The sequence below is a fragment of the Nocardioides sp. NPDC057772 genome (assembly GCF_042798075.1).
Lineage (GTDB): Bacteria > Actinomycetota > Actinomycetes > Propionibacteriales > Nocardioidaceae > Nocardioides.
Map to the genome: position 1 here is coordinate 18,501 of NZ_JBHVKN010000017.1, position 26,456 is coordinate 44,956.

Below are 26,456 nucleotides of genomic sequence, written 5' to 3' on the forward strand. Positions count from 1 at the left end.
CCTCTACGAGTTCTCTTTGCTTGGCTGCAGTGTATTCATTGATCGCCGGATGTCGGGTCCCGACCCTCGTCCAACGACTTCCAGACGTCGATCGTGGACTGCTCCTCCAGCGGTTTCCGCTCCGGCTTCGCGTCGGCGGGGGCGTCGTAGCGGCGGCCCATCTCGGGCCACGAACGAGCCAGGAGTACGGCCGCGACGGCCGCCACGATGGTCAGGACGGCCCCGAGGAGCGCGAGGTAGGGCCACGGGGTGGTGGTGTGCTCGGTCTCGCCCCAGACGACCTCGGAGTCGATCGCCCGGCCGAGCGCGTCGATCCCGGCGTGGCCGAAGAAGGTGACGATCACGCCGATCCCGGCCAGACCGGCGAGGACGGCCACCAGGCGGCGTACGACGCCTCGGGTGACCAGGACCACGCCCCAGGCCGCGAGGGCGACCAACGCCAGGCCGGTGGTGGCCGGGGAGTCGTTGAGGTCGGTCGGCATCTGGGCCGGTGCGGTGACCTTCACCCACTCGTTGGAGCCCGCCCAGGCAGCCAGGGCCGCGCCGGCGAGACCGGCGGTGACGGTGGGACCGAACGACCTCACGAGATCAGGCCGGCGTCGAAGCAGGTGTGGTCACCGGTGTGACAGGCAGGGCCCTCCTGGTCGACCTTGAGCAGGATCGTGTCGCCGTCGCAGTCGAGGCGGACCTCCTTGACGTACTGCCGGTGGCCGGAGGTCTCCCCCTTGACCCAGTACTCCTGCCGGCTGCGGGACCAGTACGTCGCCCGACCGGTCGCGAGCGTGCGCGCCAGGGCCTCGTCGTCCATGTAGCCGAGCATCAGCACCTCACCGGTGTCGTGCTGCTGCACCACCGCGGGCACCAGCCCGTCGGGGTCGCGCTTGAGCCGGTCGGCGATGGTGGGGTCAAGAGAGCTCACACGTCCAGTATCCCCGCGGCACCCGACCCTCCGCACATCCGTCTCTGTAACGAGGTTGCACGGGCACGGCGATTCACCTGTCGCGGCATGCAAGACCCATGCAAGGATGCGCACGCAAAACTCGACCCACCACACATCGGGCCGAGTTCCACACTATGACCGTCGCGGTCAACACACACTAGAGGTATAGCGCATGTCTGGTTACACCCCGTCCGAGAAGCCCGGAACCGACACCACTGGTCTCGTTCTCGGAATCCTGGTCACCCTGTTCTGCTGCCTGCCGTTCGGCATCGTCGCGATCGTCAAGGCCGTTCAGGGCGATGGCGCAGGCGCCAAGAAGTGGGCCGGCATCGGTGCGGCCGTCGGTGTTGTGCTCATCGTTCTGTACATCATCCTGATCGCGGTCGGCGCGGTCAGCATGGGTGGTTCGACCACCACCTACTGAACTCTCGTTCGCAAGCAATGACACGAGTGCGTGCGGGGCTCGTCCCACTGGCCGTCGTGGCCGGCGGGGCGGGCCTCGCGGCCGTCTTCGTCACAGCTCCCGGGCTCGTCGCCTACGTGCCGCCGTGCCCGATCCACGCACTCACCGGCATCGACTGTCCTGGGTGCGGGATGACACGCGGCACGATGTTGCTGCTCTCGGGTGACGTCGCCGGCGCGATCGGCCACAACGCGTTGATGTTCCTGCTGGGGCTGCCGCTGCTCGCGCTGCTCTGGTTCTTCTGGCTCCGGGACCGAGTCGGCGGCCGTCCCGCGCCCGCCTGGGCGCGCTCCCCTGCCGCGCTCTACGCCTGGCTGGCACTGACCGTGGTGTTCACGGTCGTCCGCAACCTCCCATGGCCCCCGTTCGCAGCCCTGGCCGCCTAGTGATGTTGCCGCACGTTCGGCGGTTTCCCTGCAGTGGCCCGCGATTGGCGTTGACTCGCCGCTTCGGGCGTGCCAACTTTGCTTTGAAGCCAGAAGCTCTTTTCCTCGGGTAGAAATCTTCGTGCTGGATGTGGTTGAACTGCCGACTTCTGAGGAAGAAGAGGAGTGGAGATCCACAACTGCACGGAGGGCCGATGAACGGGTACGAAGTAACGATCGAAGATCTACGACGCACGGCAGGAAAGTACGACGCCTTGCTCGAGGATCTCGGTTCGTCGAAGATGCCGGAGTCGGCTGCCGGGTCTGATCGGGTCGGCCACGTCCAGGTCGCCGCCTGGTTGAAAGATGTGCTGTCGCAGTCGAGAGACGCCCACCGCCAACTGGGGAAGGGACTGGAGTCGCTGTCCGAGTATCTCCGCGACAAGGCGCGAGACTATGAGCAAGCAGACCTCGACAGTGCTCATCGGATGCGTCCCGGCCTCGTCGCAGAAGGCGGTAGCAGCAAGTTGACGCCTTTGCCTGACACCCCGCGGCTGTCTGGGCAACAGCAGCCGTTGCCCCACATCTATGGCCGAGACGGCGCCCAGTTCTCGCCATTGACGCCTCCACTGTCCGACGGGTCGACGGCCAACTGATGACGCTTCCCATGGGCGCCGAGCTCGGCGCGTCTGATGACCCGAAGGCGTTGATCGTCGGAGACAAGGCGGCGGTGGCTGAGCAAGCCACGGCGATCCTCGACGAGCAGAGGCGCATCGACAACCTGCTCGACACGATCGCTGGCCTTGCTGTTCCGACGTGGGAAGGTGGTCTCGGGAAGCTCGGGTACATCCTCAAGGCAGGGCAGGAGACGGCGAAGTTCGAGGCCTACCGGGACGCCCTCAAGGAAGCCGGCACGAGCTTGAGCGGGTATGCGGACGCGTTGGCGACCGCGCAAGACCGCGCCCAGGAGGCCATCGACAAATGGAATGAGGGCGAAGCCGCGACCAAGGCGGCGTTGGCCGACCACAACGCGGCTGTCGACGGCTACAACCGCCAGGTCGAGGCGCACAATGCAGCGCTCAGAAGCGGCAGACCGGTTCCGCTGATCGGGTACGTTCACCCTGGCCCGTTCGTCGACCCAGGTGAGTCTCTGCGCAAGGAAGCGGAAGAGATTCTGACCGATGCCCGCGAAAGGTTGAACGACGCCGGGAACATAGCCGTCATGCCGGCAACTCGGGACAACGACGACAAGGCAGGCGCAGACACCGAGGCCACTGGTCGCGGCGGTGCCTTGGGGGCGTTCGGCAGGATCTTGGGCGGGTTCTTCGACATTGCTGCCGACGATCCCGCCGCTGACGGCGGGAACTCCGGCCAACTCAAGGGTTTCGAGATAAGCCCAGACGGCAAGCAGATTCAGTTCATCGACGCCAGTGGCAAAGCGCATCAGTTTCAGATCGATGGCAAGGTTGGGGCTCAAGCAGGCGATGTGAAACTGGAGTCGGATGGAAGCCTCACCCTGAACAGCTATTCCGGCGAAGTGATCGGGAAGATCGACAAGGATGGACTCCATCTCGGCATCGGCGTCCATAAACACATCGTCGACGTCGAAGGAAATCTCAGCATCAAAGATGGGTTCCTGACGATGGGCGCTAGTGGGTATGCATACGTTGGCAGTGATGCGGAGGCAAAGCTCAGGGTCGGTCGAGACGGTGTCGAGGCGGGAGTTGACGTATCCAATGGCGCGAAAGCCGGACTCGGCGGCTCGGTCAACTACGGCGGCATCGGGATTGGATTCAATGCAGAGGGGCAGACCGGGAGCGGCGCCACTGGCGGCGTGAATTACGGCTGGAAGGACGGGAAGTTCAGCTTTGGCAGCGAGTTCGGCCTGACGCCCGGGATCGGGGGGACGATCAAGCCATCGGTAGAACTGGACTTCCCCGAGATGGGGCGCACGGCCCAGGAGATCATAGAGAACCCGGGCGTCGCTGCGCGCGACTTGGCCGACACCGCGAATGATCTCAGCGGAGCTGTGGGCCGCGGAGTCGGGTGGGCCGCGGAACATCCGGGCGAATCAGCCGAGGGTGTGGTCAAGGGAGCCTTGGCGCTACCTAAGACCTATTACGACATCGGCAGGCTGGCGATGGCGAATCCTGCAGAAGCCGCCGAGATCGCCGATGGCATGACCACGAATCCTGTTGAGCAGATCAACAACATCAAGAAAGCTATTGGCCCCGACGCAGTTGACAAGATCACTATCGACGCCAGTGAAGCAAAGAACGCTGCCAAAGGCGTGGTCCATGCAGTTGGCGGCCTCTTCTGATGGCCTCCGCATTCCCAATTCCGATCGAGTTCGATCTACCCAACACGCATTGGCGCGGCGCTGATCCTGACAGTCTTGAACAAGCAGACGCGTTCGCAGTCGCACTTCGCTGGGGGTCCGTGGCCGACGGCTTTGTTCCGATCCTGACCGTTCGGGGCACGTACGGAGTGGATCTGCCGAGTCTCGAGGACGCGGCCGACTCGTCGGTGGAGTCGTTGCGGTCCAACGGGGCGAGCGCCGACCTGATCAAGAGAACACGTGTCGAATCCGAACAAATGCCTGCGATCGTGCAACTCACCGAGGTCGACGCTCGCATCGATGGGTCCCGGTTCGATCTCTATCAAGCCCAAGTGATCGAAACCCTCATCGATGCGACGGACAGAAGGAAGCGCGTGATGCTTTCGTTCACCGTGACCTGTAAGTATGGGCAATTCGCGGTCGTCGGCCCGGAGTTCGAGTCATTCATGGGGTCCGTCGTCCTCGGAGGTCGCATCTCCGGCCATGACGCCATCCAGGTCTGAGCAACCGGAGCGAGGGCCGATCTATGCACCCTGCTGGGCGACCCATGAGGCGTGCAGGCGCGCGTACGTGGAGCCTGGCTGGGCCACCAGCTCGCTGTGCGGTCCGCGCTGGGCGAGACGACCGGCGTCGACGACGATCACCTCGTCGGCGGCCTCCGCGGTGGAGAGTCGGTGGGCGATGGTGACCGAGGTGCGGCCGCTCATCAGCCGGTCCAGGGCCCGGTTGATCCGCATCTCCAGACGCGGGTCGACGGCCGAGGTGGCCTCGTCGAGGACCAGCAGGTCGGGGTCGGCGAGCTGGGCGCGCAGCAGCGCCACGAGCTGGCGCTCGCCGGCCGAGAGCGACTCCCCGCGTTGTCCGACGCTCGTGCGGACGCCGTCGGGGAGACCGGCGAGCCAGTCGCCGAGGCCGAGGACGCGGGCGGCCTCCTCGATCTCCTCGTCGGTCGCGTCCAACCGCCCGTAGCGGACGTTCTCGGCGAGCGTGGAGTCGAAGAGGAAGCCCTCCTGCGGGACGAGCACGACGCTGGTGCGCAGCGAGGCGTTGCCGATGTCGCGCACGTCGACGCCGTCGAGGCTCACCTTCCCCGAGGTCACGTCCATCACCCGGGTGAGCAGCTTGGCGATCGTCGACTTCCCCGAGCCGGTCTCGCCGACCACCGCCACCCGGCTGCCGGGGGCGATGTCGAAGGAGATGTCGTGGAGGACCGGGCGGCCGCCGGGGTAGGCGAAGGTGACGTCGTCGAACTCGATCGAGAGGGGGCCGCGGGGCAGGACCGCGCCGGCGGCACCCGGGTCGACGAGGTCGGCGGGCGTGTCCAGGATCCCGATCGTGCGCCGCCAGGAGGCGATCGCGTTCTGCGCGTCGGTCAGGATCTGCGTACCCATCTGGACGGGGCCGACGAAAAGCGTCACCAGGAACGCGAACGCCAGGATCTCGCCGACGCTCAGCTCGCCGCCGGTGCCCCGGTAGGCGAGCGCCAGCAGCACACCGCCGACGATCACGCCCGCATTGGCGAGGCCGCCGGAGAGACCGCCGAGGCTGAAGAAGATCGAGGTGTAGGCCTGCGCCCTGGTCTGGGCCGCGCTGGTGGCGTCGATCTCGCGGTCGATGCGCTGCTGGGTGCGGTCCTCGACGGCGTACGCCTTCACCACGGCCGCCCCGACGACCGGCTCGGAGACGGCCGAGAGCATCTTCGCGACCTGGCGGCGGGAGAGCGTGTAGGCCGCGGAGAGCTTGCGCTGGAAGAACCGCAGGCTCAGGAAGAGCGGGCCGAAGCAGAGCCACACCAGGATCGCGAGCTGCCAGGAGTAGACCACCATCACGACGGTCGCGATGAGCATCTGCCCGACGCTGACGATGAAGAGCAGACCACCGAAGACGATGAACTGGCTGACCTGGTCGACGTCGCTGGTGACCCGCGAGACCAGTGCCCCGCGGTGTTCGGTCGACTGGGTGAGCATCGGCAGGTCGTGGACATGCCGGAAGGCCTTCGTACGCAGCGTCGCCAGGCCCCGCTCGGCGGCGGTGAACAGCCGGCTGGTCATCAGGTAGGAGGCCACGCCCGTGACGGCGATGGCGACGAGCGCGACCAGGCCGGCGCGCAGGACGTAGCCGAGGTCAGGGCCGTCGGGGCCGCTCAGGCCGTTGTCGAGGGTCTGCTGGACGACGACCGGGACGACGACCTGGCCGACGCTCGCGATCACGGCCAGCGCGAAGGTGCCGCGGATGCCCTCGACCAGCTCCGGGGAGTGCTTGATGCCTCGGCGGATGGTCTCGATGGCGCCGAGGTCTTCGCCGCTGCCGACTCGGGTCTCGGGCTCCAGGGTGGCGGTCATGCCGCGGTCTCCGGGGTCTCGTAGGCGTTGACGAGGCGGGCGTAGGACTCGTCGCGGGCGAGCAGCTCGGTGTGGGTGCCGCGGTCGCGGACGCGGCCGTTCTCGAGGTGCACGACCTCGTCGGCGAGCGCGATCGTGGCCTTGCGGTAGGCGACCACGACCAGACTGGTGTCGCCGGCGCCGTCACGCAGGGCGGCGAGGATGCGCTGCTCGACCTCGGGGTCGACCGCCGAGGTGGCGTCGTCGAGGATGAGCAGCCGTGGGCGTCGGACGAGGGCTCTCGCGAGCGCGAGCCGCTGACGCTGCCCGCCGGAGAGGCTCGCCCCGCGCTCACCGAGGGTGGTGTCGAGGCCGTTCGGCAGCGCGGCGACGAAGCCGTCGGCCTGGGCCGCCTTGAGCGCCGACCAGACCTCGTCGTCGGTGAGGTCGGCGCCCAGGGTGACGTTGCCGCGCACGGAGTCGTCGAAGACGAAGGCGGTCTGCGGCACCAGCGCCGCCACCCGGGCCCACTCCCCCGCCGCCAGGTCGCGCAGGTCGGTGCCGTCGAGCGTGATCCGGCCCGTCGCTGGGTCGACCAGCCGGGCCAGGAGCATCGTCAAGGTGCTCTTGCCCGAGGCGGTCTCGCCGACGATCGCGACCGTACGTCCCGGCTCGACCTCGAAGTCGACGCCGTCGAGCAGCGTCGGACCGTCTGCGTAGGCGTAGGAGATACCGTCGACCCGCACCCGCGCACCGGTCGGCTCGCGCTTGGTCGTCGCGGTCCCGTAGGCAAGGCGGCCGGTCGCGTCGAGCACCCGCCGCACCCGTCGATAGCCGACGACGCTGCGCGGGAACTCCCCCAGCAGCCACCCGAAGGAGCGGATCGGGAAGGCGACGATGGTGAGCAGGAAGCCGATCTGGACCACGTCACCGGGTGCGGCGCCGCCACTGGAGACGCGCCCGACGCCGACGGCCAGCACGGCCAGGACCCCGATGCTGGGCAACGCGGCCAGGACCGGGTCGAAGGCAGCACGGAGCCGGCCGGCACGGATGTTGACGTCGCGCAGCTCCTGGGCTTTCTGGTGGAAGCGGGTGGTCTCCTCGGCCTCGCGTCCCAGGGTCTTGACGACGAGGGCGCCGTCGAAGGACTCGTGGGCGATCCCGGAGAGCTCCGCGCGCAGCTGCTGGGCGCGGGTCATCAGGGGTGAGGAGAAGCGCTGGAAGACGAGGTTGGCGACCACGACGGCCGGGAAGACCAGGATCGCGACCGAGGCGAGGACGACGTCGGTCCAGAACATCTGCCCGACCGCGATCACCATCATCGCGAGGGTGCCGACGGCCATCGGCAACGGCGCGATCGGCGCCCATGAGGCCTCGACGTCGGAGTTGGCGTTGGACAGGAGCTGACCGGTCGGGTGCCGGTGGTGCCAGGCGAGCGGGAGCGCCAGATACTGCCGGGTGACCGCGCGCCGCGAGTGGGCCTGCATCCGGTACTGCATCACCCCGGCACCCAGCCTCCGCGCCACCACCCCGACCGCACGCAGGATCGCGACGGCGACGAAGAGCCCGACCACCGCCCACAGCCATCCGGCACCGATCTCGCCGTCGCGCAGCGCAGGCACCAGGACGTGGTCGGTGGACCAGCCGAGCACCCAGGCGTCGGCGACCGTCAGCGCGCCGAAGAGCGCGGAGCCGAGGGTCGAGAGCGTGAAGACCGCCCACTCGCGCCGGATGGCGACTCCGAGAACCTTGAACCCGTCGGTCGTCGTGGCCCTCTGGGGTGTCGGTTCATCGTCACTCATCTCGAGGTAAAGCCTAGGTCAGCGCCCCGAATGCGACGAATTTTTTTGACCCGTCCATGGTGGGAGCGGCTCAGCGGGGTGCGCGCCCCCGCTCTCGCGATCAGCCGACCGCCAGTATCCGCTGCCCCACCCCCGACCGCCGACCACGCGCCCGCAGCTTCTCCGGGCGTACGAAGAAGGCCTCAGAGGATCTTGTCGAGATCGATCCGAACCGTGCCGTACCCCTCGACGAGCACCGACCCCACGGGGTTGGAGTCGTGCAGCTCGAGCGTGACGTCCCAGCCTGACTCGGCGTTGCTGAGGACGGTGAGCGAGCGGAGCTCGCGGTCGACGATCCAGTATTGCTCCGCGCCGGCGATGCGGTATTCCTCCGGCTTGCGGAAGAGGTCCTCGGAGCGGGTCGAGGGAGAGAGCACCTCGACGACGATGAGCGGGGGCTGCTCGGCCCACTGCCCCTTCTCCTCGGATCGGAGGACGAGTACGTCGGGGATCCGGCGGCTCATGCCGGTGCGGACGCCGCCCTCCGCGATGACGGTGAGGTCCGGGAAGGTGTTGGCGAGCAGCACGAGGATGCGGCTGCCCGCGGCCTGGTGCGGGATCTCGCCCGGCGGACTCACGATGACCTCGCCGTTGACCCATTCAGCGTGAAGGGTGTCGGGGAGGGACTCGAACTCCGCGAGCGACATGCGGCGCCGCTGCACTCTGTCTCCCACCCCCGTGTCGGCTTGCACCGGCACACCACCCCATCGGACCTCGACACCAGGACTACACCTCCATTGTGACCTCCCCGCCCCGATCGGGAAAGGCTCTTGGTCACAAGGCTCCAGCGCAGTTCGGACATCGTCGCGCAACTGAGGTGAACAGCGGCAACGTTTGCGACGCCAGTGAAAGAAGAGACGCACGTACGGCGCCTGGGTGCCGCTCCACGGAACGACCCGCTCCGGGTGTGACGACCGTAACCTTCCGGCCCGCGGAGACGTTGGGTCACAGATGACCGAATCCCCCAGGAGGTCCCGCGATGCGTCGTGCGGCAGCAGTCACCGTCGCCATGCTCTTCATCTTCTCGCTCACCGCTGCCGCCCCAGCGATGAGCGCGAGCCCGGACCTGCGGGACGTGATGGTCGTGGGCAACAACTGGGACGGGACGGCCTCGATCGTCGACGCGCGCAGCCTCGAGGTGCTGCGCAAGGGCGTGGACCTGGTGCCGGACAAGGACGAGGAGATCGCCGAGATCCACAAGGATCCTGAGCGGCTGGCCTACTACTACCTCGTCCGTTACGGCCCCGGTGAGGGCAACGACCAGCTGGTGGACGACATGTTCACCACTCGGGACGGCAAGCTGCTGGCGGTCTCTCGACCCAGCCTCGCCGACGTCGTCTGGATCGACATCGAGAAGGCGCTCGCGGGCTCACCCGACTCCGTCGTGGTCGAGCAGCAGATGGACGGCCACCGCACCGACCACATGGGCCTCTCCCCCGACGGCACCCGCTTGCTGGTCTCGGACTCGACGTCGCGGTCGGTGCACGAGTACTGGATGGGCGGCGCCGGCGACCCGCGGACCGGTGAGCGGCTGCGTACGTTCGAGTCGGGCGAGACGCCCCACGAGAACAACTACTCCGAGGACGGCTCGCGCATCTTCCACGCCTCCATCGGCCGCGTCTACCTCCCCGGCGACCAGAAGGAGATCTCGCTCGACTCGCTGCCGCTGATCAATCTCGACCAGCTCGGCCTCGGCACCATCCCCGGCACCGACCTGCTTCCGCCGATCAAGATCGGGCCGGTCCACGACGCGATCAAGGGCGACCGCTGGTTCGAGATCGTCGACGAGTCCACCTTCGAGATCTCCCAGCGCTGGGAGATGGGCAAGGAGCTGGAGGAGGCCGGCTACCCCTCGATCTCCTCAGCCGTACGTCCCATGGCGATCGCTCCCGGCGAGCGGTTCATCTACTTCCAGATGTCGTTCCTGCACGGCCTGGTCGAGTTCGACACCCAGGCAGCCGACATCGACGGGAAGGTCGGCTACTCGACCGGCTCCGTCGCCGAGCCCCGCACCGGCGCCGTCACGCGCGTCATCCCGCTCCCCAAGCGCACCCAGCTGCCGCGCGAGCTCTATGTCAACGACTCCGCCCACCACGGTCTTTCGATGGATTCCAAGGGCGAGACCCTGTGTGCCGCGGGCACCATGGACGACTACGTCGCGATGGTCGACCGCGCGACGGGTGACTTCAGGACCCTCGACAAGGAGACCACCGGCCACTACTACGGCAAGCCCTACTGGACCACCGAGGGCCTCGGCCACACCTGCTGGGCGTCGCTCTCGGACGCCGACGCGGTCGCCGTGATCGACTTCCGCACCGGCAAGGAGCTCGCCTACCTCGACGTCGGCAACCACCCCCAGCGCGTACGCCATGGGCAGATCCCTGGCTCGCTGCTGGATTAGTCGGTCGGGCTCCGGGCGGCGGCATTCTCCCGCCACGGCGGGATTCTGCCGCGACGAGCCGTCAGCGAACCGGCGCGCCGGCGCCGGAGAGCGCCTGCTTGACCTCGCCGATCCGCACCTTGCCGAAGTGGAAGATGGTGGCCGCGAGGACGGCGTCGGCACCGGCCTCGACCGCGGGCGGGAAGTGCTCGGACCTCCCGGCGCCGCCGGAGGCGATGACCGGGACGGTCACCTCGCTGCGTACGGCCTTGATCAGGTCGATGTCGAAGCCGTCCTCGGTGCCGTCGGCGTCCATGGCGTTGAGCAGGATCTCGCCGGCCCCGAGCTCGACGGCCTTCGCCGCCCACTCGATCGCGTCGATCCCGGCCGACTTGCGCCCGCCATGGGTGGTGACCTCGAAGCCGGAGTCGGTCCCCGGCGCCCGGCGGGCGTCGACCGACAGCACGAGCACCTGGTTGCCGAACCGGTCGGCGATCTCGGCGATCAGCTCGGGACGCACGATGGCCGCGGTGTTGACCGCGATCTTGTCCGCGCCGGCGCGGAGCATCCGGTCCACGTCGTCGACGCTGCGGATCCCGCCGCCGACCGTGAGCGGGATGAAGACCTGCTCGGCCGTACGGGTGACGATCTCGAGCGTCGTCGCCCGCCCCTCGTGGGAGGCGGAGATGTCGAGGAAGGTGAGCTCGTCGGCGCCTTCCTTGTCGTAGGTCGCGGCCAGCTCCACCGGGTCACCGGCGTCGCGCAGCTCCTTGAAGTTGATCCCCTTGACGACGCGACCGGCGTCGACGTCGAGGCACGGGATGACGCGTACGGCGAGACTCACGACTGGTCCCCACGCTGCCGGCCGAGGGTCAGGTCGAGCGCCTCGGCGAGGTCGAGGGAGCCGGTGTAGAGAGCCGTGCCCGCGATCGCACCCTCCACGCCGATCTCCACCAGGCCCATCAGCGCCTCGATGTCGTCGATCGTAGTCACTCCCCCGCTCGCCACGACCGGCCGGTCGGTGGCCTCGCAGACCGCGCGGAGCAGGTCGAGGTTGGGGCCCTGGAGCATGCCGTCCTTGTTGACGTCGGTGACGACGTAGCGCGCGCAGCCCTCCTGGTCCAGGCGGGCGAGGGTCTCGTAGAGGTCGCCGCCCTCCTTGGTCCAGCCGCGCGCGGCGAGGGTGCGGCCGCGTACGTCCAGGCCCACCGCGACCCGGTCGCCGTAAGTCGCGATCGCCTGCCGGGTCCACTCCGGGTTCTCCAGCGCGGCGGTGCCGATGTTGACGCGGCGGCAGCCGGTCGCCATCGCGGCCTCGAGCGACTCGTCGTCGCGGATGCCACCGCTCATCTCGACCTTGATGTCGAGCTTGCCGACGATGCCGGCGAGGATCTCGCGGTTGTTGCCGTGACCGAACGCGGCGTCCAGGTCGACCAGATGGATCCACTCGGCGCCGGTCTCCTGCCACCTCAGCGCGGCTTCGAAGGGGTCGCCGAACCGCTTCTCCGACCCGTCCACGCCCTGGACCAGCTGCACCGCCTGCCCGCCCTTCACATCGACGGCCGGCAGGAGCTCGAGGTAGTCACCCATGGGGACGATCCTATGTTCTGCACGCCGCCGGCCCTGCCCCGCCGTCCGGTTGCGAGACGGTTCACCGTCAGCGAGCCGCCAACACCTCGAATTCGTACGCAGCGGGGTCGGTCATCCGCGCCCACCGCCGCTCGCCGTCGCCGCCGGCGATCAGCGTGGCGCCGAGCTCTGCGAGGCGGCGGATCTCAGCGGCAGGGTCGGTGTCCTCGGGTGCGATCACGTCGAAGCGGAACCGGTCACGCGGACCGCGCGGCACCGGTGGCGGTCCACCCCAGGCGACCTTGGCGGTGCCCGACGGGGTCGCGACGGCGGTCTCGCCGTCTTGGTCCCAGACCAACGGCCAGCCCAGGGCGGCGCTCCAGAACACCCCCGCCTCCCGCGATCCATCGGCGGCAACCTCGCCCAGGAACCCGGTCCCGGCCAACCACTTGTTGCCGGCCGGGATCACGCACAGCTCGTTGCCCTCGGGGTCGCCGAGCACGATGTGGTCCTCCTCCGGCAGCTGCCCGACATCGAGATGGGTGGCGCCGAGGCCGACCAGCCGGTCCACGGTCCGTTGCTGGTCGTCGGGCAGTCTGCTGGTCAGATGGAGATGGTGCGGATTCGCGAGCGTCTTCGGTTCATCCGTGGGCAGGAACCGGATCCGGAGGTCATCGTCCGTCCGCGGCAGCAGCCTGATCTCCTCGCCGCTGGTCTCGGTCTGCCGGTCCAGCACCGCCGCCCAGAACTCCGCGACCCGCTCCGGGTCGTTGGCGTCGATGCAGATCCCGAACCGCCGAGGTGTCATGACCGGCAACGTAGGTCGCGCCGTGTCGGCGACGCAATCGGATTAGGGTCGTGCCGCCACGGTCGCGAGCTTGGCCAGCCCTTCTCCATGTCCGGAGCGATCGCCTTCTCCATCAAGTAGAACCGGCGCGTGCCATCCTGCCTCGCTCCGGAAAGGTCAGCGGCGGAACAACAGCGTGTAGACCACCGGCGCGACCAGCACCGAGGCGATGGCCGCGAAGACCGTCGTGCCGACGTCCTCGGTGACCAGGTAGACCAGCGCGTTGAGGAGAAGCAGGACGACGACCAGGATCCGTACGTTGCGCCGCCGGCGCTCCGCGAGCGCGCTGGCGGGCCGGGGCCGGCGAGCCGGAACCCACCCCAGGAGCCGTTTCCGCCGAGCCCGGCGCGCGGCCTCCTTGGCCTCGCGCGCGGCCCGGGCCTCGGCGGCGGCCGCGGCCTGCCGCTCGCGCTCGGCGCGGGCCTTCGCGCGGGCTCCGGTCTGGGCCACCTCAGGCAGCCTTCAGCGACTGCACCCAGTTGCGCAGGACCGCGGCGCCGGCGTCACCGGACTTCTCCGGGTGGAACTGGGTGGCGCTCAGCGGCCCGTTCTCGACGGCCGCGACGAACCGGTCGCCGCCGTGCTCGGCCCAGGTGACCAGCGGGGCGACGGTGCGGTCGTTGGTGACCAGGGTCCAGTCGCGCACGCCGTAGGAGTGCACGAAGTAGAACCGCTCCTTCTCGACGCCCGCGAACAACGAGGTCCCCGCAGGGACGTCCACCGTGTTCCACCCCATGTGGGGCACGATCGGCGCCTGGATGCGCTCCACGACGCCCGGCCACTCCCCGCAGCCCTCGGTCTCGACGCCGTGCTCGATACCGGTCTCGAAGAGGATCTGCATGCCGACACAGATGCCCATGACCGGACGCCCGCCGGCGAGCCGCCGCGCGATGATCCGCTCGCCGCGGATCGCCCGCAGGCCCTTCATGCACGCCTCGAACGCGCCCACGCCGGGCACCAGCAGGCCGTCGGCCGCCATCGCGGCGTCGAGGTCACCGGTCAGCTCGACCGAGGCACCGGCACGCTCGACCGCGCGGACGGCGGAGCGTACGTTCCCGGAGCCGTAGTCGAGCACCACCACCGACGGCGCATTCACAGTGCACCCTTGGTCGAGGGGATCCCGGTCTCGCGCGGGTCGTAGGCGATCGCGTCGCGGAAAGCCCGCGCGAACGCCTTGAACTGGGTCTCCACGATGTGGTGCGGCTCCCGGCCGGCGAGCACGTTGACGTGCATCGTCAGGTGGGCGTGGTGGGCGATGGAGTCGAAGACGTGCTGGGTCAGCGAGCCGAGGTAGGGCACCCCGGAGCCGCCGAGGAGCACGTAAGCCTGCCCCTCCGGCTCACCGGTGTGGACCGAGTAGGGCCGGCCGGAGACGTCCACGACGCAGCGTACGAGCGCCTCGTCGAGCGGGACGGTGGCGTCGCCGTAGCGACGGATGCCCTTCTTGTCACCGAGCGCTTGACGCAGCGCCTGGCCGAGCACGATCGCGGTGTCCTCCACGGTGTGGTGGGCGTCGATGTGCACGTCACCCTCGGAGTGGACGGTCAGGTCGACCAGCGAGTGACGCCCGAACGCGGTCAGCATGTGGTCGTAGAATCCGACTCCCGTCGAGACGTCCACCCGTCCGGTGCCGTCGAGGTCGACCTCGACGACGACCTTCGACTCCGAGGTCTCCCGCTCGATGCGGGCAGTCCTTGCCGAACTCATGCGCGTGCTCCGTTCACATCGGTCAAAGCTTGTCTGAATGCGTTCATCTCGCGGGGCGTGCCGACCGAGACCCGCAGCCACCCCTCGGGCCCGGTCTCGCGGATCAGCACCCCGTGGTCGAGCAGCCCCTGCCACACGGCGTGCCGGTCGGCGTAGCGCCCGAAGAGGACGAAGTTGGCGTCCGAGTCGGCCACCTCCAGGCCTTCGCCGCGCAGCCACTCGACCAGCGCGTCCCGCTCCTCGCGAAGCGAGGCGACGTAGCCCAGCAGCTCCGGAGCGTGCCGCAGCGCGGCGCTCGCTGCCGCCTGGGTCACCGCGGAGAGGTGGTAGGGCAGACGTACGACGCGGATCGCGTCACAGATCGCCGGATCGGCCGCGAGGTAGCCGAGCCGCAGCCCGGCCCCCGCGAACGCCTTCGACATCGTGCGGGTGACCACCAGGTTGCGGTGCGCCGAGAGCAGCTCCAACGCCGAGGGCACGCCGGTGCGCCGGAACTCGCCGTAGGCCTCGTCGACCACGACGACACCCGCGTCGCCCACGGCCTCGCACAGCGCGGTGACCGCCTCGGGCGGCAGCGCGGTGCCGGTCGGGTTGTTGGGCGAGGGCAGCAGCACGACGTGGGGCTGGGTCTCCTCGACCAGCGCCCGCGCCTTCTCCAGGTCGATCGCGAAGTCGCTCTCGCGGTGGCCGACGACCCACTCGGTGTTGGTGTCGCGGGCGTACTCCGGATACATCGAGTAGGTCGGCGCGAAGCTGATCGCGGTGCGGCCCGGACCACCGAAGGCCTGCAGCAGCTGCAGCATCACCTCGTTGGACCCGTTGGCGGCCCACACCTGGTCGGGCGTGATCTGTGCCTTCGGCACATCAGCGCGCAGGTACGCGGCCAACCCTTCCCGCAGCGCGACGAACTCGCGGTCGGGATAGCGGTTGAGGTTGCGCGCCGCCGCGCCGACGCTCGCCGCGATGTCGGCGACCGTCTCCGCGGAGGGCTGGTAGGGGTTCTCGTTGACGTTGAGCTGGACCGGGACGTCCAGCTGCGGCGCGCCGTAGGGCTCGATCCCGGCGAGCTCTTCCCGGATCGGCGGCCAGCTCATGAGGAGAACCTCACCGACACGGCCGCCCCGTGGCCCGGCAGATCCTCGGCCTCGGCGAGCGTGACGACGTGGTCCTTGACCGCCGCGAGCCCCTCGCGGGAGTAGTCGACGACGTGCACCGACTTGGTAAAGGCCCGCACGGAGAGACCCGAGGAGTGGCAGGCGCAGCCGCCGGTGGGCAGCACGTGGTTGGACCCGGCGCAGTAGTCGCCCAGCGACACCGGCGCGAACGGGCCGACGAAGATCGCCCCCGCGTTGCGGATCCGCCCGGCCACCGTCAGCGCGTCGGCGGTGTGGATCTCGAGGTGCTCGGCAGCGTAGGCGTTCACCACGTCGACGCCCTGGTCGACGTCGTCGACGAGCACGATGCCCGACTGGGCGCCGCTCAGCGACGTGCGGATCCGCTCGACGTGCTTGGTCGCGGCGACCTGCTTGTCGAGCTCGGCCTCGACGTCGGCGGCGAGCGTCTCGGAGTCGGTGACCAGCACCGAGGCTGCGAGGGGGTCGTGCTCGGCCTGCGAGATCAGGTCGGCGGCGACGTAGGCGGCCTCGGCGGTCTCGTCGGCGAGGATCGCGATCTCGGTCGGCCCGGCCTCGGAGTCGATCCCGACCTGGCCCTTGAGCAGGCGCTTCGCGGTGACGACGTAGATGTTGCCGGGACCGGTGACCATGTCGACGCGCTCGCACGGGTCGACCCCGTAGGCGAACATCGCGATCGCCTGGGCGCCGCCGACGGCATAGACCTCATCGATGCCCAGCAGTGCGCACGCCGCGAGGATCGTCGGCTGCGGCAGCCCACCGAACCCATCAGGATTGGCCTTCTGCGGCGGCGAGGCCAGCGCGATCGACGGCACCCCGGCGACCTGGGCCGGAACGACGTTCATCAGCACCGAGGAGACCAACGGAGCCAGACCGCCGGGCACGTAGAGCCCCACGCGCCCCACCGGCACCTTGCGGTGGGTCACCCGGGCGCCGGGCGCCAGGTCGGTGACCGCGTCCTCCTCGAGCTCGGCGGTGCAGGTCGCCCGGAGACGGGCGATCGACTCCTCCAGCCCGGCACGGATGTCGGGGTCCAGCTGGTCGAGAGCCTGGGTCAGCGCGGCTGCCGGGACCCGGATGTCGTCGACACGTACGCCGTCGAACTTCTCGGAGAACTCGGCGATCGCCTCCTGTCCCCGCTCGCGGACGGCGTCGATGATCGGCTGCACCGCATGGGTGGCCGCCTCGATGTCGAACTCGGCGCGCGGCACGGCGGCGCGGTAGTCGACGGTGCCTCGGTCGGCACCCCTCAGGTCGATGCGGCGGATCATGCCTCAAGTCTACGAGCCGGCGGGCCTCGGAGCCGATCTGCCGACGCCACGTGGACGGGGCGGGGAACGCATACGCCGCCCCGATCTGGGTACCCGGAGGACTGACCCACCAAAGGAGGATCGCCATGGCACGCCCTGGACTTTTCCACCGACACGACAAGCATGCCGACCAGAGCTACCCCGAGGCCGACGTGAACCACGCCGAGACTCGTGACCCCTATCCGGGTGGCCCCGCGGTCGTCGGCCACGACGACAACGTCGACCGGCCGCACCGGGCCAGTGACGAGGTCAGCCCCCTGCGCGAGGGTGACCGCGTCGAGCACTACCGTCACGCCGAGGACAGCCGGCGTGCCGCTCTCCACGACACCTACGGCGGCATCAACTGGGGTGCCTGCTTCTTCGGCTGGCTCGTCGCGGTCGGCGTCACCGTCCTTCTCGGAGCGATCATCAGCGCCGTCGCCTCCGCGATCGGCACCGATCAGAACTGGACGCAGACCGACCTGGAGTCGATGGCCGACTCCGTCGGGATCGCGGCCGCGATCACGCTCGCCGTGGTGATGTTCGTCGGCTACTACGCCGGCGGGTACGTAGCCGCCCGGATGTCCCGCTTCGACGCCCGCAGGCAGGGCCTGGGCGTGTGGATCGTCGCCATCGCGGTGATGATCATCGCCGCCGTCGCCGGCGCGCTGTTCGGCTCCAGCTACAACATCATGCAGCGCCTCGACCTGCCCAACGTGGGGGTCAGCACCGACCAGCTCGGCTGGGGCGCGCTGATCACCGGCGTCGTACTCCTGGTCATCATGCTCGTCGGGGCGCTCCTCGGCGCCGCCACGGGCCAGCGCTACCACAGCAAGATCGACCGCGCGGCGTACGAGGACTGACGGCCCGGAACAGGCCGGAGCGGGAACAGAGGGAGACACGGGACGGGGTTCGCGGGCGAACACCCCCGCGGCACCCATAGGTTGGTCCCGTGAATGAGCGCCAGCGAGTGATCCATGCAAACATCGCGCCGCCGCCTCCGTATCATGGCGCTCGCGCAACGGAGGTGGCGGCGTGAATGAGCGACTTCCGATGTTCCCGCTCAATGCGGTCCTCTTCCCCGGTGTGACGCTGCCGCTGCGGGTCTTCGAGGACCGCTACCGCGCCATGGTGCACCACCTCCTCCGCCAGGACGAGCAGGAGCGCCACTTCGGCTCGGTGGCGATCCGCGAGGGCTACGAGGTCGGTGAGACCGGCGCCCAGTCGCTCTACCGCGTCGGGGTGAAGCTGCTGATCACGGAGGTGGAGCAGCACAAGGACGGCTCCTTCGACCTCGAGGTGCTGGCCGTCGATCGCATCCGGATGGACAGCCTGGTCAGCTCGGGCGACTTCCCCGTCGCCGACGTCGAGGACCTCCCCGAGGATCACGTCGCGGTTCCCCAAACGGTCGTCGACACCGCGCGGGCGACCTTCACCGCCTACCGGGCCGCGCTGCTGGAGTTCCGCGAGGACCCGTTCACCGGATCGCTCCCCAAGGACCCGGAGTTCCTCTCCTGGACCATCTCGGCCACCACTCCCCTGCCCATGCCCGACCGGCAGGCCCTCCTGGAGGCACCCGACGCCGCCGTACGCCTCGGCATGGCCACCGACCTGCTCCGCGCCGAGCTCCGGGCGATGAACGTCATCCCCTCGCTGCCTGCCACCGAGGTCGCTCGCACGAAGTGGTCACCCAACTGATGGCGAAGAAGCAGACCGGGAAACGAGCCGGCGGAGGCACCCCGGCGACCGTCGCCCTCACCAAGGCCGGCATCGACTACACCCTCCATCCCTACGAGCACGACCCACGCGCCGAGTCCTACGGCCTGGAGGCCGCCGAGGCACTCGGCGTCGAGCCCGCGCGAATCTTCAAGACGCTGATGGCGTCCCTCGACGGGAAGCTCGTCGTCGGCATCGTCCCCGTCACCGGCCAGCTCGACCTCAAGGCGCTGGCCCGCGCGCTGGGCGGCGCCAAGGCACAGATGGCCGAGGTCGCCGCGGCCGAGCGCGCCACCGGGTACGTCGCCGGCGGGATCTCCCCCGTCGGCCAGAAGCGTCCGCACCCGACCGTCGTGGACGAGTCCGCGACGGCGTACGAGACCGTCTATGTCTCCGGTGGCCGCCGCGGTCTCGATCTCGAGCTGGCCCCGGCCGACCTGGTCGCGGTCACCGGAGCCACCGTCGCCCCGATCGCCAGATAGTCCGAGCGACGTCGAGTCGGCTCGTCATGACGGGCCGACTCGGCGCTCAAGAGCGGGGCAGACCCTCCGGGTCGACGTCCTCGTGCGGCGTCCACATCAGGAAGATCACCATCAGCGCCAGCATCGCCGAGCCGGGGACGAGCAGGACCAGCCAGGGTGAGGCCAGCTGGAAGCTGTCCTGGAGCACGGTGCCGTCGGCGGCGCCCCTGGCCAGACCGTTGGGGTCCTCGGGTGAGAGCAGCGAGGTCACCAGCAGCATCAGACCGCCACCGGCCGCGCCTGCGACCACCAGCGCGGCGAGCGTGACGAGCTCGGACCGGTTGAGCCAGACCGCCGCCGCGATGCCGACCAGCAGGCCCAGCACGATCGCGCACACCGAGAACCAGGCGGTCGCGGCGAAGACGCCCTGGTCGATGTTCTGCGCGACGGTGGGCGGATCGATCGAGATGAGCCCGCGGTACCACTTGTCGTCGAGCACCATCCCGGTCGGCGGGGTCCACAGCGTCGCCGCGGCCAAGCCGGCCACGAGACCGCCGACGACGAAGGCGACGACGATGATGGCCACCTGCACCAGCACCGGACGGGACAGGTCAGGGCGGGCAGAGCGGCCACCGGGCGCGTGGAGACTGGGCGGCGGCGGCACGATCAGATTGTCAGGCATCCTGGTCCGAGGAGGTGTTTGAGGTCGGCGAACAGCTCGGGAGTCGGTGTCACCCGCAGCCGGTCATCGAGCTTCATGACCCGGGTCGCATCCCGTGTCATCAACCGTAGCCTGACCTCGGCTACTCCGGGATAGGTGGTCAGTACGTCACGCAGCGATGCGATCACCGGCGGCGTGCACCGCGTGGAGGGCAGCGTGATCACCACCGGTCCCCCGGCCGCGCCCGGTCCACCGGTCAGGTCGGGGACGGTGACCTCCTGCCCGCGCAGCTCGGGCTGGTCCTTGTCGCGGGAGAGCTGGCCCTTGACCCGGATGATCGAGTCCTCGACCAGGTGGGGCGCCGCCAGCTGGTAGGACGACGGGAAGAGCAGCACCTCGACCGAGCCCTCCAGATCCTCCAGGGTCACCGTCGCCCAGGCGTCGCCCTTCTTGGTGATGCGCCGGTTGACGTTGGTGACCAGCCCGGAGACCGTGACCGTGGCGTTGTGGGGCCGGGACTCGTCGGTCATCAGCTGGCCGATGGTGCAGTCGGTGCCGTTGGCGAGCACGTGCTCCAGGCCCATCAGCGGGTGGTCGGAGACGTAGAGGCCGAGCATCTCGCGCTCGTGGCCGAGCAGGGTCATCTTGTCCCACTCGTCCATGTCGGGGATCGTCACCGACACCCCGAACTCGACCCCGTCGCCGTCGTCGAGCCCGCCGAAGAGCGAGTCCTGGCCGATCGCCTCGTTGCGCTTGATGTCCACGTACTGGTCCACCGCAGTCTCGTGGATCGCCACCAGCGCCCGGCGTCGGTGCTTCATGTCGTCGAAGGCGCCCGCCTTGATCAGCGACTCGATCACGCGCTTGTTGCATGCTCGGTCGGGCACCTTGGAGAGGAAGTCGTTGAAGTCGGTGAACCGCCCCTTCGACTCTCGTGCCTCGACGATCCCGTCGACCACCTGGGCGCCGACGTTGCGGACCGCGGTCATACCGAAACGGATGTCGTTACCGACCGCGGTGAAGTCGTGGGAGGACTCGTTGACGTCGGGCGGCAGCACCGCGATCTTCATCCGGCGACACTCGTTGAGGTAGATCGCCATCTTGTCCTTGTCGTTCTTGACCGAGGTCAACAGCGCGGCCATGTATTCGGTCGGGTAGTTGGCCTTCAGGTAGGCGGTCCAGTAGGTGACCACACCGTAGGCCGCCGAGTGCGACTTGTTGAACGCGTAGTCGGAGAACGGCAGCAGGATCTCCCAGATGGTGTCGATCGCATCCTGGGAGTAACCGCGCTCGATCATGCCGGCCTGGAACCCGGCGTACTGCTTGTCGAGCTCGGCCTTCTTCTTCTTACCCATCGCGCGGCGGAGGTTGTCCGCCTGTCCCAGCGAGAACCCCGCCAGGACCTGCGCGATCGACATCACCTGCTCCTGGTAGACGATCAGGCCGTAGGTCTCCCCCAGCACCTCCGCGAGCGGCTCCTCGAGCTCGGGGTGGATCGGCACGATCGGCTCGCGACCGTTCTTGCGGTGGGCGTACTTGTTGTGGGAGTCGGCACCCATCGGGCCGGGCCGGTAGAGCGCGGAGACCGCGGTGATGTCGGCGAAGCGGTCGGGAAGCATCGACCGCAGCAGGGCGCGCATGCCGCCACCATCGAGCTGGAAGACGCCGAGCGTGTCGCCGCGCTGCATCAGCTCGTAGGTCGGCTTGTCGTCGAAGGGGACGTCCTCGAGCACCAGGTCGATGTCACGGTTGGCGCGGATGTTGGCGAGCGCGTCCTCGAGGGTGTGCAGGTTGGAGAGGCCCAGGAAGTCCATCTTGACCAGGCCGAGCGCCTCACAGGTCGGATATTCGAACTGGGTGACGACCTGGCCGTCCTGCTTGGGCTCCATCAGCGGGACGATGTCGATGATCGGCTCCGAGGCCATGATCACGCCGGCGGCGTGGATGCCCGTCTGCCGGATCTGCCCCTCGAGACCGAGGGCGGTCTCGTAGATCTTGCGGACGTCGGGGTCGGAGTCGTGCAGGGCGCGGAAGTCGCCACCCTCGCCGTAGCGCTTGTGGTCGGGGTTGAACAGCTCCTTGAGCGGCACTCCCTTGCCCATCACGTCAGGCGGCAGCGCCTTGGTGATCCGGTCGCCGATCGCGAAGCCGTGGTCGAGGATGCGGGCGGCGTCCTTGATCGCCTGCTTCGCCTTGATCCTTCCGAAGGTGGCGATCTGGGCGACCTTCTCCGCTCCGTACTTCTCGGTGACGTACTTGATCGTCTCGCCGCGGCGGTGGTCGTCGAAGTCGATGTCGAAGTCGGGCATCGAGGGTCGCTCGGGGTTGAGGAACCGCTCGAAGAACAGGCCGTGCTCGAGCGGGTCGAGGTCGGTGATCTTCAACGCGTACGCCACGATCGACCCCGCACCGGAACCACGGCCCGGACCGATCCGGATGCCGTTGTTCTTCGACCACTGGATGAAGTCGGCGACCACGAGGAAGTAGCCCGGGTAGCCCTTCTGCAAGATGACGTCGATCTCGAACTCGACGCGGTCCTTGACCTCCTGGGTCAGCTTCTCGCCCGGGTAGCGGAGCTCGATCCCGCGCCAGGTCTCCTTGCGCAGCCAGGACTCCTCGGTCTCGCCCTCGGGGATGTCGGCGCGCGCCATGTAGCCACCGGTCGACTCGGTGAACTCGACGTCGCAGCGCTCGGCGATCAGCAGGGTGTTGTCGCAAGCCTCGATCAGGTCCTGCTGCCCCCACAGCTCGCGCATCTCGGCGGCCGACTTGATGTAGTAGCCGCTGCCCTCGAACGCGAACCGCTTGCCGCCCTTGGAGTAGGGCGGCTCGGTCATCCGGCTGCCCGACTGGACGCACAGCAGCGCCTCGTGGGCGGCGGCGTCCTCGGGGTTGTTGTAGTGGGAGTCGTTGGTGGCGACCGGGCGGATGCCCATGGTCTTGCCGAGCTTGAGCAGGTCGTCGCGCACCCGCTTCTCGATGGAGATGCCGTGATCCATCAGCTCCAGGAAGACGTTGTCCTTCCCGAAGATGTCCTGCAGCTCCCCGGCCTCCTTGAGCGCCTCCTCCCACTGGCCCAGCCGCAGTCGCGTCTGGATCGCGCCCGAGGGGCAGCCGGTGGAGACGATGATCCCCTTGGAGTGCTCGGCGAGGATCTCCTTGTCCATCCGGGGCTTGAAGTAATAGCCCTCGAGGCTGGACCGGCTCGAGAGCCGGAAGAGGTTGTGCATCCCCTCGGTGTTCTCCGCCCACATCGTCATGTGGGTGTAGGCGCCACCACCCGAGACGTCGTCGCCGCCCTCCTGGGCAGCGTCACCCTTGCCCCACCGCACCCGCTTGCGCTCCGAGCGCGGGGTGTTGGGGGTGATGTAGGCCTCGATGCCGATGATCGGCTTGACGTCGTGGGCCTTCGCCTTCTTCCAGAAGTCGTAGGCCCCGTGCATGTTGCCGTGGTCGGTCATCGCGATCGCCGGCATCTCGAGCTCGCTGGTCCGCTTGAAGAGACCGTCGAGGAGCGAGGCACCGTCCAGCATCGAGTATTCGGTGTGGACGTGCAGGTGGACGAATGAGTCCTTGGAGCCGGCCGCCATTGGCGTGGAGCCCTCCTCGAGGTCGTACGGATGGAGCGGGCGCAGGAGCCCGTGCTCAACAACGGACGACCTGGGGGAAGGACTACAGAGTATCTGGCGCCACCGACAGTTTTCACAGCGGCAGGCCGTAGCATCGGGGTTGTGGTGACGATCCTCGACGGCGGCCTGTCCAACGCGCTGGAAGCACGCGGTCACGACGTGTCCGGCGCCCTGTGGACGGCCCGGCTGCTGGACGAGTCGCCCGCGGAGATCGCCGCCGTCCACCGCGCCTACTACGCCGCCGGGGCCGACGTCGCGACCACCGCCAGCTACCAGGCCAGCGTGCCCGGTTTCGTCGAGGCCGGGATGACCGAGACGTACGCCACCGAGCTGCTGCGCCGCAGCGTCCGGGTCGCGCGCGAGGTGGCCGCCGAGGTTCCCGGCCGCCTGGTCGCCGCCTCGGTCGGACCCTATGGCGCCTACCTGGCCGACGGCTCGGAGTACCGCGGCCGCTACGGCGTCTCTGCCAAGACGCTGCGCGACTTCCACGCACCCCGGCTGGCCCTGCTCGAGATCGAGGACCCCGATCTCATCGCGGTCGAGACGATCCCCGACATCGAGGAGGCCGAGGTGCTCGTCGACCTCCTCGACGACATCGGCCTTCCGGTCTGGTTCTCCTACTCCTGCGCCGGCGCCCAGACACGGGCCGGCCAGCCGCTGGCCGACGCCCTGGCGCTCGCCGCCGGGATCCGCTCCGTGGTCGCCGTCGGCGTCAACTGCTGCGACCCGGCCGACGTCCCCGCCGCCGTCCAGCTGGCCACCGCCACCGGCGAGCCAGCGGTCGTCTACCCCAACACCGGCGAGACCTACGCCGACGGCGCCTGGTCAGGCACCCCCCACTTCCGCCCGGGCGAGGCGCTGTCCTGGGCCCGCGCCGGGGCTACCTACATCGGCGGCTGCTGCCGCGTCGGCCCCGCCGAGATCGCTCTCATCGCCTCCGAGATGTCCCACCTGCAGGACGCATAGTCCCAGGTCAGGGCCAGGACATCCGTACGTCGGGGGTCTTCTCCTGGTTGGCGGAGCCGTCGGTGCGCTCGACCTCGCGCAGACCGTGGCGGGCGTAGAAGGCCCGCGCGGGGGTGTTCATCTCGAAGACCCACAGGCCGAAGCCGTCGGGGGTCAGCGACTTCACCAGCTCGAGCAGCATGGTGCCGAGGCCGGTGCCCTGGGCACGGGGATGGACGAAGAGGTCGTCGAGCCAGGTCGGGGTGAACGCGACGAACGCGGAGACCTCGCCGGCGACCTCTGCGACCCAGACCTGCGACCCCTTCTGGGGCGCCAGCACCTTGACCGCGAGCCACTCCCGGATGTCCGCGACCGGATAGATGGGTGGAGGCATCGGCGCAGCGGCACGGGCCTCGACGTAGGTGTCGACGATCTCGGCGATGTCCTCCCGCTGCGCGGGGCGGAGCACCGCCTCAGTGGGAGTCGCGGATTCAGTGCTGTTCACGGATCCAGGCAAGCGCGTGCTGGAGGTCGTCGGGGTAGGTCGACTCGAAGGTGACGTACTCACCGGTCTCCGGGTGCTCGAAGCCGAGCTGCACCGCGTGCAGCCACTGCCGCTCGATCCCGACACGCCGCGCCAGGGCGGGGTCGGCGCCATAGGTCAGGTCGCCGACGCATGGATGCTTCAGCGCCGACATGTGGACGCGGATCTGGTGGGTGCGACCGGTCTCGAGGTGGATCTTCAGCAACGAGGCGAAGCGGTGTGCCTCGAGCGTCTCGTAGTGGGTCACCGAGTGGCGCCCGTCGGCCCGGACCGCGAACTTGTAGTCGTACTTCGGGTTCCGCCCGATCGGGGCGTCGATCGTCCCCTCGAGCGGGTCCGGGTGACCCTGGACCAGCGCGTGGTAGGTCTTGTCGACCGTACGCTGCCGGAAGGCGTTCTTGAGGACGGAGTAGGCGTGCTCGGACTTGGCGATCACCATCACGCCAGAGGTGCCGACGTCGAGGCGCTGGACGATGCCCTCGCGCTCCTTGGCCCCCGAGGTGGAGATCCGGAACCCCGCCGCGGCGAGGTGGCCGACGACGGTCTGCCCTTGCCAGCCCGGCGAGGGGTGCACGGCCACGCCGACGGGCTTGTCGATCACCACGAAGGCGTCGTCGTCGTAGATGATCTTGATGCCCTCGACGATCTCGGGCTTGATCTCGAGCGGGTCGGCCTGGGACGGGATCGTGGCATCGAGCATCGACCCGGCGCTGACCCGGTCGCTCTTGGCCACGACCGAGCCGTCCAGGGTCACCAGCCCCTCGGCGATCAGCTCAGCGGCCCGGGTGCGGGAGAGGCCGAACAGCCGCGCCATGGCGGCATCGACGCGCTCCCCCTCCAGACCGTCGGGGACGAGCAACGTGCGCTGGTCGGCGTGGCCGAAGTTCACTTCGCCTCGCCCTCGGAGGCGTCCGCGGACTTCTCCTCGGCCTCGTCATCGGCGCCGCCGTCGATGGAACCGTCGAGCCCGATCCCCTTGAACGAGAGGATCACGATCAGCACCGCCGCGACGTTGATGCACATGTCGGCGACGTTGAAGATCGGCCAGTTGGGCAGCTGCAAGAAGTCGACGACGTGCCCGACGTAGAACCCGGGCTCGCGCAGCAGCCGGTCGACCAGGTTGCCGCTGACACCCGCGATGAGGATGCCGAGCGCGAACGCCCAGCCGCGGTGCCGCACCCGGCGCGCGAACCAGAGCACGCCGATCGTGGCCGCGATCGAGAGCGTCGTGAAGACCCAGGTGTAGCCGGTCCCCGTCGAGAACGCCGCTCCCGGGTTGCGGATGATGTTGAGCTGCAGCACCTAGC

28 protein-coding genes are annotated in these 26,456 nt (G+C 68.9%); 10 read left to right on the forward strand and 18 right to left on the reverse strand.

Annotated elements, in window-relative coordinates:
• Window positions 1-35: 35 nt before the first annotated feature.
• Both ACFVJS_RS05385 and hisI read right to left on the reverse strand, forming a co-directional pair.
• Window positions 36-584, reverse strand: a complete 549-nt coding sequence (locus ACFVJS_RS05385) for a Trp biosynthesis-associated membrane protein (protein WP_378877906.1) — start codon at window positions 582-584, stop codon at window positions 36-38.
• Window positions 581-919 (reverse strand): phosphoribosyl-AMP cyclohydrolase, encoded by a 339-nt coding sequence (gene hisI / locus ACFVJS_RS05390; RefSeq protein WP_378877907.1) that lies wholly within the window; start codon window positions 917-919, stop codon window positions 581-583. Before hisI ends, ACFVJS_RS05385 begins: the two co-directional genes overlap by 4 nt.
• Window positions 920-1,112: 193 nt before the next feature.
• On the opposite strand from hisI, the gene ACFVJS_RS05395 reads away from it, so the two are divergent.
• From ACFVJS_RS05395 to ACFVJS_RS05415, 5 genes are all read left to right on the forward strand, one after another.
• Window positions 1,113-1,364: a CD225/dispanin family protein gene (locus ACFVJS_RS05395; RefSeq protein WP_165109054.1), complete on the forward strand. Its 252-nt coding sequence runs from the start codon at window positions 1,113-1,115 to the stop codon at window positions 1,362-1,364.
• Window positions 1,365-1,381: 17 nt separating this feature from the next.
• Entirely contained in the window at window positions 1,382-1,789 is a 408-nt protein-coding gene (locus tag ACFVJS_RS05400) for a DUF2752 domain-containing protein (RefSeq protein ID WP_378877908.1), read from the forward strand.
• Between the two features lie 194 nt (window positions 1,790-1,983).
• Window positions 1,984-2,424 (forward strand): hypothetical protein, encoded by a 441-nt coding sequence (locus tag ACFVJS_RS05405; RefSeq protein ID WP_378877909.1) that lies wholly within the window; start codon window positions 1,984-1,986, stop codon window positions 2,422-2,424.
• A gap of 11 nt (window positions 2,425-2,435) precedes the next feature.
• A complete protein-coding gene (locus ACFVJS_RS05410; protein WP_378877910.1) occupies window positions 2,436-4,088 on the forward strand; it encodes a putative T7SS-secreted protein in 1,653 nt (550 codons plus the stop codon).
• The gene (locus ACFVJS_RS05415) at window positions 4,088-4,609 is read left to right on the forward strand and encodes a hypothetical protein (protein WP_378877911.1); all 522 of its coding nucleotides are present in this window, start codon (window positions 4,088-4,090) and stop codon (window positions 4,607-4,609) included. The genes ACFVJS_RS05410 and ACFVJS_RS05415 overlap by 1 nt, the downstream gene beginning before the upstream one ends.
• 21 nt (window positions 4,610-4,630) lie before the next feature.
• On the opposite strand, the gene ACFVJS_RS05420 is transcribed toward ACFVJS_RS05415, so the two are convergent.
• The 3 genes from ACFVJS_RS05420 to ACFVJS_RS05430 form a co-directional block, all read right to left on the reverse strand.
• Entirely contained in the window at window positions 4,631-6,448 is a 1,818-nt protein-coding gene (locus ACFVJS_RS05420) for an ABC transporter ATP-binding protein (RefSeq protein ID WP_378877912.1), read from the reverse strand.
• Window positions 6,445-8,229, reverse strand: a complete 1,785-nt coding sequence (locus ACFVJS_RS05425; RefSeq protein WP_378877913.1) for an ABC transporter ATP-binding protein — start codon at window positions 8,227-8,229, stop codon at window positions 6,445-6,447. Before ACFVJS_RS05425 ends, ACFVJS_RS05420 begins: the two co-directional genes overlap by 4 nt.
• A gap of 182 nt (window positions 8,230-8,411) precedes the next feature.
• Window positions 8,412-8,915 (reverse strand): Uma2 family endonuclease, encoded by a 504-nt coding sequence (locus ACFVJS_RS05430; RefSeq protein WP_378877914.1) that lies wholly within the window; start codon window positions 8,913-8,915, stop codon window positions 8,412-8,414.
• A gap of 332 nt (window positions 8,916-9,247) precedes the next feature.
• On the opposite strand from ACFVJS_RS05430, the gene ACFVJS_RS05435 reads away from it, so the two are divergent.
• Complete coding sequence (locus ACFVJS_RS05435) at window positions 9,248-10,669, forward strand: YncE family protein (protein ID WP_378877915.1); 1,422 nt, start codon at window positions 9,248-9,250, stop codon at window positions 10,667-10,669.
• A 61-nt stretch (window positions 10,670-10,730) separates the two neighbouring features.
• On the opposite strand, the gene hisF is transcribed toward ACFVJS_RS05435, so the two are convergent.
• The 8 genes from hisF to hisD form a co-directional block, all read right to left on the reverse strand.
• Window positions 10,731-11,492, reverse strand: a complete 762-nt coding sequence (gene hisF / locus ACFVJS_RS05440) for an imidazole glycerol phosphate synthase subunit HisF (protein ID WP_328531517.1) — start codon at window positions 11,490-11,492, stop codon at window positions 10,731-10,733.
• A complete protein-coding gene (gene priA, locus ACFVJS_RS05445) occupies window positions 11,489-12,238 on the reverse strand; it encodes a bifunctional 1-(5-phosphoribosyl)-5-((5-phosphoribosylamino)methylideneamino)imidazole-4-carboxamide isomerase/phosphoribosylanthranilate isomerase PriA (RefSeq protein ID WP_378877916.1) in 750 nt (249 codons plus the stop codon). The genes hisF and priA overlap by 4 nt, the downstream gene beginning before the upstream one ends.
• 67 nt (window positions 12,239-12,305) lie before the next feature.
• The gene (locus tag ACFVJS_RS05450; RefSeq protein WP_378877917.1) at window positions 12,306-13,025 is read right to left on the reverse strand and encodes a VOC family protein; all 720 of its coding nucleotides are present in this window, start codon (window positions 13,023-13,025) and stop codon (window positions 12,306-12,308) included.
• Between the two features lie 156 nt (window positions 13,026-13,181).
• Window positions 13,182-13,514, reverse strand: coding sequence for a hypothetical protein (locus ACFVJS_RS05455; protein ID WP_378877918.1), 333 nt, complete (start codon window positions 13,512-13,514; stop codon window positions 13,182-13,184).
• Between the two features lies 1 nt (window position 13,515).
• A complete protein-coding gene (gene hisH / locus ACFVJS_RS05460; RefSeq protein ID WP_378877919.1) occupies window positions 13,516-14,160 on the reverse strand; it encodes an imidazole glycerol phosphate synthase subunit HisH in 645 nt (214 codons plus the stop codon).
• Window positions 14,157-14,771 (reverse strand): imidazoleglycerol-phosphate dehydratase HisB, encoded by a 615-nt coding sequence (hisB, locus tag ACFVJS_RS05465; RefSeq protein WP_378877920.1) that lies wholly within the window; start codon window positions 14,769-14,771, stop codon window positions 14,157-14,159. The genes hisH and hisB overlap by 4 nt, the downstream gene beginning before the upstream one ends.
• Entirely contained in the window at window positions 14,768-15,865 is a 1,098-nt protein-coding gene (locus tag ACFVJS_RS05470) for a histidinol-phosphate transaminase (protein ID WP_378877921.1), read from the reverse strand. The genes hisB and ACFVJS_RS05470 overlap by 4 nt, the downstream gene beginning before the upstream one ends.
• The gene (gene hisD / locus ACFVJS_RS05475) at window positions 15,862-17,175 is read right to left on the reverse strand and encodes a histidinol dehydrogenase (RefSeq protein ID WP_378877922.1); all 1,314 of its coding nucleotides are present in this window, start codon (window positions 17,173-17,175) and stop codon (window positions 15,862-15,864) included. The genes ACFVJS_RS05470 and hisD overlap by 4 nt, the downstream gene beginning before the upstream one ends.
• Window positions 17,176-17,300: 125 nt before the next feature.
• On the opposite strand from hisD, the gene ACFVJS_RS05480 reads away from it, so the two are divergent.
• The 3 genes from ACFVJS_RS05480 (at window position 17,301) to ybaK (ending at window position 19,391) form a co-directional block, all read left to right on the forward strand.
• Window positions 17,301-18,056 carry a hypothetical protein gene (locus tag ACFVJS_RS05480; RefSeq protein WP_378877923.1) on the forward strand — a complete coding sequence of 252 codons (756 nt, stop codon included), beginning with the start codon at window positions 17,301-17,303 and terminating at the stop codon, window positions 18,054-18,056.
• A 172-nt stretch (window positions 18,057-18,228) separates the two neighbouring features.
• The gene (locus ACFVJS_RS05485) at window positions 18,229-18,891 is read left to right on the forward strand and encodes an LON peptidase substrate-binding domain-containing protein (protein ID WP_378877924.1); all 663 of its coding nucleotides are present in this window, start codon (window positions 18,229-18,231) and stop codon (window positions 18,889-18,891) included.
• Window positions 18,891-19,391: a Cys-tRNA(Pro) deacylase gene (gene ybaK / locus ACFVJS_RS05490; protein WP_378877925.1), complete on the forward strand. Its 501-nt coding sequence runs from the start codon at window positions 18,891-18,893 to the stop codon at window positions 19,389-19,391. Before ACFVJS_RS05485 ends, ybaK begins: the two co-directional genes overlap by 1 nt.
• 46 nt (window positions 19,392-19,437) lie before the next feature.
• On the opposite strand, the gene ACFVJS_RS05495 is transcribed toward ybaK, so the two are convergent.
• Window positions 19,438-20,052 carry a hypothetical protein gene (locus tag ACFVJS_RS05495; protein ID WP_378877926.1) on the reverse strand — a complete coding sequence of 205 codons (615 nt, stop codon included), beginning with the start codon at window positions 20,050-20,052 and terminating at the stop codon, window positions 19,438-19,440.
• On the reverse strand, window positions 20,037-23,621 hold the full coding sequence (gene dnaE / locus ACFVJS_RS05500; RefSeq protein WP_378877927.1) for a DNA polymerase III subunit alpha: 3,585 nt from the start codon (window positions 23,619-23,621) through the stop codon (window positions 20,037-20,039). Before dnaE ends, ACFVJS_RS05495 begins: the two co-directional genes overlap by 16 nt.
• Window positions 23,622-23,762: 141 nt before the next feature.
• Here dnaE and mmuM point away from each other — a divergent pair, with 141 nt between their 5' ends.
• Complete coding sequence (gene mmuM, locus ACFVJS_RS05505; RefSeq protein WP_378877928.1) at window positions 23,763-24,626, forward strand: homocysteine S-methyltransferase; 864 nt, start codon at window positions 23,763-23,765, stop codon at window positions 24,624-24,626.
• A 7-nt stretch (window positions 24,627-24,633) separates the two neighbouring features.
• On the opposite strand, the gene ACFVJS_RS05510 is transcribed toward mmuM, so the two are convergent.
• From ACFVJS_RS05510 to ACFVJS_RS05520, 3 genes are read right to left on the reverse strand one after another with little or no spacing between them, the layout of a single operon-like run.
• Complete coding sequence (locus ACFVJS_RS05510; RefSeq protein ID WP_378877929.1) at window positions 24,634-25,110, reverse strand: GNAT family N-acetyltransferase; 477 nt, start codon at window positions 25,108-25,110, stop codon at window positions 24,634-24,636.
• Complete coding sequence (locus tag ACFVJS_RS05515; RefSeq protein WP_378877930.1) at window positions 25,097-26,038, reverse strand: RluA family pseudouridine synthase; 942 nt, start codon at window positions 26,036-26,038, stop codon at window positions 25,097-25,099. Before ACFVJS_RS05515 ends, ACFVJS_RS05510 begins: the two co-directional genes overlap by 14 nt.
• Entirely contained in the window at window positions 26,035-26,451 is a 417-nt protein-coding gene (locus ACFVJS_RS05520; protein ID WP_378877931.1) for a signal peptidase II, read from the reverse strand. The genes ACFVJS_RS05515 and ACFVJS_RS05520 overlap by 4 nt, the downstream gene beginning before the upstream one ends.
• Window positions 26,452-26,456 lie beyond the last annotated feature (5 nt).